Raw genomic sequence first — 1,230 nt, forward strand, 5'->3', positions numbered from 1 at the left:
TCGGGAAGTACGACACGGCCGCCGCCACGGTTTCGCCGGCCGCGTCTTCGACCGCGTCGTCGAGGGCCCCACCGAGACGTTCGACGGCATTGGTTACCGGGTCGACGAAGCGGGAGACCAACCGCCCGCCGGCGCAAAAGACATCCAGCAGCGGCTGGCAGATCTGCTCGATTTCCAGGCGTGCCTTGGCCAGCAGCCACTGCAGATAGATCCGGGTCCTGCCGATTTCCTCGGCCTCGGCCGCCGGTGCGGTAGGGGGATACAGGGCCGCCGTCGTCAGCTCCCAGGCCAGCAGCACCAGCGATTCCAGGATCATCACCTTGAGTTCGCGGATCTTGGCGCCGGTGCTGTTGGCGGCATCAATCACCAGCTGCATTTGCCCGGCCAGGTCCTCGAGCGAACCGTCGCCAGTGGCCAGTCCGGACAGTGCCCTGCGCATGGCGTCGCCGCCCGCGCCATCGGGGTAGGCCTGCTGCATCGCTAGCGTCGTGGTGCCCAGATTCGGTTGGGCGGATCCGTCTGGCAGCAGCGCAAGTATCTGGTCGCGCGCGCCAGACCAGTCATCGGCGATGCCCCAGTAGTCGTCCTCGTCCTCGTCGGGCCAGGGATTGCCCGCCAGATAGTCCACCCAGTCCAGTTCCGGCGGAAGGTACAGCCCCACGGTCGGCTAGGAACGCGCCAGCAGCGCACGCAGTTCCGGGATGTCGGCGGTCAACTCAGCGATGGTAGGGATGGCGCTCGGGCGCTGCTGCACCGGCGCGATCAGCTTGCGCACCCGGTCGGCCGCGGTGACCGCTGCTTCCCGAGCGGCCGTCAACACGGCCGCAGCGATCTCGTCGTAGTCGAGTTGGACGATGTCGTCGGCGAAACGCAGGTCCACCAGTGCGCCGTCGGCATTCACGTGCACCGTGACACGGTCGTCGGCGGCGTGGGCTTCGACTACGACCTGGGCACGCTGCTCCTGCGCTTGCTTGACCCGCTCGAGGTGCTCGGCGAAGCCGTCGATCATCGTGGACAGGCGTTCCCCTGCATGCTCATTGCTCATTTGCCCTCCGCTGTGGTCCACGCGTCGGCCGCTTGCGACATGGCCGAGGAAAACTCGCCCAGCGTGGTGGCCAGATTCTGAGCGCTTTGGAACAGTTGACCTTTCGCAGCCAGATAACCGTGCGCGCCCCCCGCGAACGCCGACCCGAATTCGCCGTGCTCCCACAATGTCCCGCGGCTTGCCAA

3 protein-coding genes are annotated in these 1,230 nt (G+C 66.9%); all 3 read right to left on the reverse strand.

All coding sequences use genetic code 11. The features are described 5' to 3' along the window. The coding region (locus ACQI5H_RS24540) for a hypothetical protein (RefSeq protein WP_427081885.1) at positions 1–661 on the reverse strand (661 nt) is incomplete at its 3' end. 6 nt (positions 662–667) lie between these two features. Continuing rightward, positions 668–1,045: a YbaB/EbfC family nucleoid-associated protein gene (locus ACQI5H_RS24545; RefSeq protein ID WP_427081886.1), complete on the reverse strand. Its 378-nt coding sequence runs from the start codon at positions 1,043–1,045 to the stop codon at positions 668–670. Then, positions 1,042–1,230 (reverse strand): hypothetical protein (locus ACQI5H_RS24550; RefSeq protein WP_427081887.1); only part of this gene is annotated, 189 nt, incomplete at its 5' end. The genes ACQI5H_RS24550 and ACQI5H_RS24545, both read right to left, overlap by 4 nt.

It is taken from the genome of Mycobacterium heidelbergense (assembly GCF_050205645.1).
Classification (GTDB): Bacteria; Actinomycetota; Actinomycetes; order Mycobacteriales; family Mycobacteriaceae; genus Mycobacterium; species Mycobacterium heidelbergense_A.

Coding starts and splice junctions, on each gene's coding strand:
- ACQI5H_RS24545 (WP_427081886.1), bottom strand. CDS start 1,045: ATGAGCAATGAGCATGCAGGGGAACGCCTGTCCACGATGATCGACGGC.